At 59.5% G+C, this 7,243-nt stretch carries 4 protein-coding genes and 1 pseudogene; 1 reads left to right on the top strand and 4 read right to left on the bottom strand.

Annotation, left to right across the window (positions count from 1 at the left end; genetic code table 11):
* Positions 1-514 precede the first annotated feature (514 nt).
* The 3 genes from M653_RS0130765 to M653_RS0130755 all read right to left on the bottom strand — a co-directional run bounded on the left by M653_RS0130765 (position 515) and on the right by M653_RS0130755 (position 3,487).
* The gene (locus M653_RS0130765; RefSeq protein WP_027146733.1) at positions 515-946 is read right to left on the bottom strand and encodes a PIN domain-containing protein; all 432 of its coding nucleotides are present in this window, start codon (positions 944-946) and stop codon (positions 515-517) included.
* Positions 943-1,242 carry a hypothetical protein gene (locus tag M653_RS1000000136440; RefSeq protein WP_084637084.1) on the bottom strand — a complete coding sequence of 100 codons (300 nt, stop codon included), beginning with the start codon at positions 1,240-1,242 and terminating at the stop codon, positions 943-945. Before M653_RS1000000136440 ends, M653_RS0130765 begins: the two co-directional genes overlap by 4 nt.
* Positions 1,243-1,591: 349 nt before the next feature.
* Positions 1,592-3,487, bottom strand: coding sequence for an ABC transporter ATP-binding protein (locus tag M653_RS0130755; RefSeq protein WP_084637081.1), 1,896 nt, complete (start codon positions 3,485-3,487; stop codon positions 1,592-1,594).
* A 1,061-nt stretch (positions 3,488-4,548) separates the two neighbouring features.
* On the opposite strand from M653_RS0130755, the pseudogene M653_RS1000000138035 reads away from it, so the two are divergent.
* Positions 4,549-4,702: pseudogene (locus M653_RS1000000138035) on the top strand (amino acid dehydrogenase); the annotation flags it as partial.
* A 165-nt stretch (positions 4,703-4,867) separates the two neighbouring features.
* Here M653_RS1000000138035 and M653_RS0130745 read toward each other — a convergent pair.
* Positions 4,868-6,016 carry a heparan-alpha-glucosaminide N-acetyltransferase domain-containing protein gene (locus M653_RS0130745; protein WP_027146729.1) on the bottom strand — a complete coding sequence of 383 codons (1,149 nt, stop codon included), beginning with the start codon at positions 6,014-6,016 and terminating at the stop codon, positions 4,868-4,870.
* Between the last annotated feature and the right edge of the window lie 1,227 nt (positions 6,017-7,243).

The following is a 7,243-nucleotide window of genomic DNA, read 5'->3' as shown; positions in this document are numbered from 1 at the left end:
TTGAGCTCTTGCGGATCTGATTGAGGAACTCGAACGTGTCATCGAGGTGCCGACGCCAAAGCGCAGGTGCTTCCATAACGCATTGCTTCCATGATGGTTGTTTGCGGCTGGGGTGAGATTGAGGGCATCAGGCTTCTCGCATTGCTGGCCGACCGGGTGCTGGCCGAAAACTGTCCTCGCTGTCGTTCAACGGGATGAGCGATGTTCGTCAGCGTGAGGTTGAGCATACCAGTCGCGAAGCCGGGCTGACCGGCGGACCGGTCCATCCTATTGCGTTCATTACCGGACGCCATGACCCGGTGTGATTGCCTCTTCCTATGCTCAGTCTGAGTATATCCGAAATTTTGTTTTCGGCATCATCGGAGTCAAGCCCTGGCCCAACGGGTCGTCCGGACCTGCGATAGTCCGTGCAGCTGGTTAGCGGAAGAACTGAGCAGCGCGCACCGGGTTTGCAGTGGGCCCTCTATCTGAGTCCCGGCCATCTTTTCTCCCCAACGCCTTTACGCCTAGTGCGTCACACCGCACGGCGTATCGGATTGACGAATTGCAGTCCGGCAAAGTCCTTTTCGTTGTCTGTCACCAACACGCACTCGTTCGCGCCGGCGACGGCGGCTATGATCATATCAAGCCCACTACGTGGCCGGCCGGCCGCTTTCCCTTTCGCCATCAGCTGCGCCCAGATCAGCGCCGCCTTGTCGTCGAACGATAGGATACGGTTCGCAAACAGCGCCTGCGGTCCTTCGGGCCCCGAGAACCACTTGTCGAGCGCGTCGCGTTTTTTGCCTCGTGGCTTCTCCAAAATACCGCGGCGGATCTCCGCAAGCGTCAGCGACGCGATGAACAGATCCTCGTCGCGCTGTGACAACATCCATGCCACGAGCGATTCCGATGGCTGCGGTTTGACAACATTACTGATGATGTTGGTATCAAGCAGGTAGCGCGTCACAGGTCGACTTTGCGCCCCTGTTCATGGGGCCGGGAAAAATCGAGGTCGGTGCCCACCAGCGGCGAACCACGCAAGGCGGCGAGGATTCGGCCAGGCTTGGGTGGCTCGCCAGCGATCGACTTGCTCACGCTCGCGCGAAGCTCCGACGCTTCGGGGGTATCCTCCGACAGGCGCCGGGCAAGCGATCGTATCAGATCGCGATCAGCGTCCCGACCGAGTACTTCGAAGCGCGCTAAGCCGCGCAGAGCAAGTCGGGAGCGGTAATGTTGGATGGCACGCTTCTGTGAATTTCTCATGATGACCTCTATCTATCCAGTAATATAGCCAGAAACGGGGCTTGGGCAAGGTGAGGGCGATCGGTGCGGGCGCGACTTGCGGGGGCAGGGAGGAGACGGAGGTGCTCGCCCAAGTCGATCGACGCGTTCCACCAGGGCGAAAAAATTGCACCAGAACCTCGTGCGGATGGCGTGGTTCTTCCGTTTGTGAACCACCGTGGGCATGTTTTCCTAGCGGCGGGTGAACACCTCCACTGTGTCAAACAGCAGCGCACTATCCACCCAGGAATCTGACGTTCCCGATTGCACCTTGAGAAGAGCACGCTGCACCTCTGGAAGGGCCGTTCAACCCTGACGAGCCAATAGCCGCCTATCGAAAGCCCGCCGCCTGGAGTTCGAAGAGTTCGGCGTAGCGACCGGACTGCGCCAAAAGTTCCTCATGTGTACCCTGCGCCTCAACTTTCCCGTCGGCCAGCACCAGAACGCGATCGGCCATCCGCACGCTGGAAAAGCGATGGGAAATTAGAACCGATGTTTTGCCCTTGCTCCGCTCCTTGAAACGCCGGAACACCTCGTATTCCGAACGAGCGTCGAGTGCGGCCGTCGGTTCGTCCAGGATCAATAGCTCAGCATTTCGCATGTAGGCTCGAGCAATGGCAATCTTCTGCCATTCGCCACCTGACAGCTCCACACCACTCTTAAACCCATTGCCGAGCATCTGGTCATATCCTTCAGGCAGCCTGCCGATGACCTTCGAGGCTTGGCTGCATTCGGCGGCGCGTTCTACGCGATCTCCATCCTTGCGCGCCGTGATGCGGCCAACCGCGATGTTGTCGCTAGCGGTCATGGCGTAGCGAACGAAATCCTGGAAGATCACGCCAACCGAGTTGCGTAGTTCATCCAGATCGTACTCGCGCAAATCCTTGCCATCGAGAAGGATCCGGCCCTCATCGGGATCGTAGAGGCGTGTCAGCAGCTTAACCAGCGTGGTCTTCCCAGCGCCGCTCTCCCCGACGACCGCGACCACCTCTCCGGCCAGCAGCTCGAAGTTGAGACCACGCACTGCCCACCGCTCCGATCCCGGATATCTGAATCCCACATCTTCGAAGACGAAGCCTTCTCGGACTGGGGAAGGGACGGGCAGCGGATTTTCGGGCGTCAGGATTTGAGGCTCCCGTTGAAAGAAGGAGAACAGGTAGTTGAGGTACTCCACCTCGCTGGCGAATATACCAGCGAAACGGAACAGCACCGTTTCCACCTCCTTGCTCAGTTGCAGGAACGAACCGGCGAGGAACGTAAGGTCACCAACGGTGAAGTCCCCCTGCAGCGTACGCCACACGATGTAAGCGTAAGCGCCGTAATAGGCCATCGTGGCGAGCGTGGTGAAGACGCCACTCCAGATTTCATTCCGTACCTCCAGCTTGCGCATTGCGGTGTAGAATTGCCGTGCAAGCGCGACATAGCGACTGATGAGAAATCGGCTCAACCCGAAAATCTTGACCTCTTTGGCCGCTTCCACGCTGGTTGCCGTAAAGCATAAATAGTCGTGTTCGCGCCGCTCCTGAATGCGGCTCCAATCGAGCGAGTATCTCCTCTCATTGAAATAGAACTCGCCGACAAACGCCGGCACCACTGCGATCAACAGAAGAACCATCACCCAAGGCGCAATGATGAGAAGGGCCGCAGCGAAAGCCATCACTTTTACAATGCTCGCCGCGTGTGAAAAAAGCCTAGACAGCGCCATGGTGTCGGTTGTCTGCTCGCGCGCAGCTTCGAGATGGGCCTGAAATTCGGCGTCCTCGAAATCCTTCAGATCCAGCGTCGCGGCACGCTCCATGAGAAGGGCGGTCAATGCAACGGAAATCCGCTCGCCAAGTGTACCTTCAACGAGAGACCGGACGCGGCTCAACACATCGGTGATCACAGCCAGCCCGAACCCTGCCGCAATCAACAGTGCAAGCGGATGCAACCTCTCCCCATAAAGCACGTCGGAAAGGACGGGCGCCCCGTATTGGATTTGGTGACTGACGTCGTCAATGATCAGCTTGCCTACATAAAGTATGCTGACGGGAAGCAGTGCATCGGCAAGCCTCAGCAACAATAAGGACAAGGTTAGATATCGGCTTGTACGCCAAGCCATCGCAACATACAGGGCTATGACGCGAAACGTGCCGAGGCGCCTCTCCGTGGAGCGCACCCCCGGTGGCGAGGACGGATCGTGGCCAGGAGCAGTTGGTTGAGGATTGCCGCAATTCTGGCTCTTCATACTAAGATCTCGCGTCTGTGATCCGAAGGGTTAATGGACTGCTTCTTGCCTGCAGGTCGGTCATTCTGATTTCCATCGGGTATCCCAGCCGATCTCCACCGCGGTCGGGCGAGCTGAGCCCGGATGTTTTCTCCTGAGCCGATGCAGGCTGGTTTCCAATTTACCGCGCAAATGTCGTGCCAAGTGAAAGCACCTAAGCCCGGCGTACGAGGTGGCTGGATGAGCGGCCTGGCTTTTGCATGCAATGCCTTGGCCTCCCGAACGCCTTGGTGCGGTGATGGGGTCCGGGCGCGCAAATGCATCGCTCCTACAGCACGACCTCGAATCTGCAAGAACGCCAATTTCGTTCAGGGGTGAGGTACTCGGCATTCGATTGTCTTCGATGATTTTTTCAAAGAATAACGCGGCAGATATCCGGAAGCGTCAGCCACGCGACGAACAGAACCGCCGCGCTGCGACGACATCCATTGCATGAGCGATTCTGATGACTGCAGTCTGACGACAATTCGGATAAGGGTTGGGTGAAGCAAGTAACGTGTCCAGGTCGACCCTGCGCCCTCTTCGTGGGGCCGCGAAAAATCAAGATCGGTCCCACCAGCGGCGCCCGCTGGTATGCGGCAAATCCCGCCAGGCTTGATACCAGCGATCGAGAGGCTTGGCGGCTCAGTAACATTAAGTCAGAACCACTCGATCGCGATCCTATCCTACGGCAATGACCCATGGTCGAGACTTTGGAACTTCTCGGGGACGCGGTCGAACGGGTGAACAGTGAACGGCATCACGGGGAGGCGTGGTTTCGTCAAGCACGGCTTGAAGACGCCCGCGGTATCGCCGCCCGCCACCCTTGCCGACGCTTTCACCAGACCGCCCTTGACCGATGGCTTAGCCGATCCCTCTGTGAGACGGAGCGCGCGACCGAACCCGAAGCGGAGGCCGGGCAGAGCCGGCGCCCGGCTCCATAACGTCGCGCGAGGGCTGCGGGTCGACATGCCGGCCGGATTCCCGGAACGACAAGGTGGGCTCGCTCCGGAACTCCAGATGGCCAGGACGAGCGCATGCATGGCCATAGGCCGGTACTGCCCGACCCGTGCCGGTATCCGCGCTCCACGAAGAGCAGGCGCGTCTACTACGCCACAGGTCATGGGCATCCCGGCCCGACCCACGCGGCGGCCACCCACCTGCGTCATGGCGGATATCGTCACTCGCCCGAGCATGTTGCGTCCGTCGTATCTCCCACACAGGCATGAACAGCGGCTATTCGCGCCACCGTCGCTTCGACACGAAAAGTTGCCCGACATGCCGGTCAGTTCTCGGCGTGGTGGAAGCAGGAGCTCCTGAAATGGCCGCGGATCTCGCGCATGCTGTTCGGTTGACGCAGTGCTAAGGCACGAAGCGAGACAGGTCTGCGGCTTTGCCCATCAGCGCCTCGAGCGGACCTCGGCCGAACGCGCGCCGCCATAACATTGCGAACGCACTGGTTGCGAGTACGAAGCCTCCTAGCTCGTAGAGTGACCCAACTGGGTCGAACACCCAGATTCCCCAGATGTGCAGCACATAAGCCGTCAACGACATGGAACCGACAGTCGCGATTGGAGCGGTCAGCACGCGAAGACGCGTGTCGGAAACGGCCAGGCTGATCGCCAGAACTAGAAGGGCGACGCCGGTGTTCCCCAGAATCGAGAAGGTGGTATCACTGTGAGGTGAGGCCACCCACAACCAAACGGGCCCGTACCCGGACCACGTCTCTCCCGCATTCGACCACGAGAGATCGCCTATGTCCCCACCCTGCTCGGTGATCGCCTCTGCTACCCCAGGCATATAGTGCAAGGCGAGAGCGGACCCTCCATATCCAAGGACGGCAAGCACTATTCCAGCGATCGCCAACCACCGGCGGGTGGTCACCTTCGTCAGATTCAGACGTGCGACTGCCATGCCTGCGATAACGAATGGTGTCCATGTGATCGCAGGGTACGCCCCACTGAGCCACAGGGTGACGAAAGGCATCTCCTCATCCATCATCTCGTTAAGCAGGAAGCTCAGCTGGGGAAGCACAAGTGTCGTCGAAAGCCCTATGGCTGCGAGGGTGACCGCATCGAGCCGGTAGAGTGGAAGAACCAGCAGAAAGTACAGTCCGTAAAAGGCGAGGATCTCAACCACCGGCGCTTGGGTGACTTCCAGCAGCAGACCTAAGGCTAGCAGGATGAGCGCGCGTATCACGATTTTGGTCGCAGCTTGGCGGCCTTGTTGTCCTGTCTTGGGGATTCTTCCAGTGATAAGGACAAGGGAGAACCCCGCCAACAAGGCAAAGAGCGCAGAAGAGCGACCATGAGCGAGTTCTAGAAAGAAGCCGGTGACCCCCCCTTCGCTTGGACTGGGTCCGACATGTACGGCGTACATGCCGAACACAGCCAATCCGCGCGCCAGGTCAACGCCGACAAGTCGGTTTGCCGGCGAGCAACGGCCCGAGTTGGCACCTCCTGCCACGGGGGCGCTAGCCGCCAATGCTGAGTTGAGTCGAAAAAAGCTCATGCGTCTCCGAATGGGTTCGTAATGCGCTGCCGGGCCGATAAATCCGACGCGCGGTAAGCTCGTGTCCGCAAGAATCGTGGAGAAGCCGCGAAGGACAGGCCACACCCTTGGCGAGGGAAGGTCGCGCTATCACGTCGACATGACTGCGGGTTTGGCGAGCTGGGTTGGGGATGATTTCTCCTGAACGCCGAGGCGGGAGCTCCGGTCGTCCATAGGCCTGCAAATGACGTGCCAAAGGAAAGGCCGCTTGCAGCAACGGCTATGACCTTGGAGGCGTTGTCCAATAGCCGCCAATGTCGGACATGCGACGACCTGAACGACTGACATTACGGAGTCAGGGGCGGCCGCTTTTTCGGCGAGTGATAGACGAGGACCAGTCACGTAGCTGGCGAGCGAGCGCGGGAAGGCTATGGACTTTGTTCGACAGAGCTTCGGGGACGGCTCTGGCGCCGTGAATTCACGGGCTTAGAATAGAAGCGCCGAAAACGTGTTCGTGGTTTCCGTTCGGTGTGACCGCCTCGTGTTGTGCCAGCAATCGAATACGGCCGAAGAAAAGCGGCTCTGTCTGGCTTCTGATGACCAGTCGCTCCCCGGCATGGCAGGGCTCGGTCTCCGGAACCGGCTTGTTGCGGCGGGCGTGCAGGCAAGAGCGATTTGACTCTCCGACCACCGGCGCCGGACTCTCGGGTAAAACGCAGTTCTATAGGGCTGCCCCGCGTCGGTGCTTCGCAGATTTGCAACTGGCGCGAGTCGGCCCTTGGTCCCTTTTTGGCGGCCGGTATTCTCAACCTGGCAATAACCTGCGCTGGCCGAATTCGCCGACGACGCCGACCTAGGATCGCGGAATGCGGGCTCAGCCTGGAACGGATCGGGCATACAACCGCGCGATCGCGATCGCGGAAGGCGATGTTTTCGGCGGCGTCGTTCTATGCCACGTCAGGGCCCGACGAACTGATCGCCAATTGCCGATCGGTGCTCGAGCCGATCGATATGAAGATCATACAATATGATCGGGTGCGAAGACCATTCGGCGACCGGGACCGTGAGGCTTGTCCGCAGAAAGGCGATGGGCGTCTGGGTTGTATGCCCCTCGCGCCACGATGAATTGCGCCTGTCGCCGACTTCCTCCAGTTTTCGAGGCCAACCCAATGGTTCATCGCGGACCGATGCGGCATCACGCGATTGCGTGAGGCTAGCTGATCAGCCCCAGCCGGAAAGCTTTTGCCA

This window comes from Mesorhizobium sp. WSM3626, from assembly GCF_000513935.1.
Classification (GTDB): Bacteria; Pseudomonadota; Alphaproteobacteria; order Rhizobiales; family Rhizobiaceae; genus Mesorhizobium; species Mesorhizobium salmacidum.
This window is presented reverse-complemented; position numbering and strand designations above follow the sequence as displayed.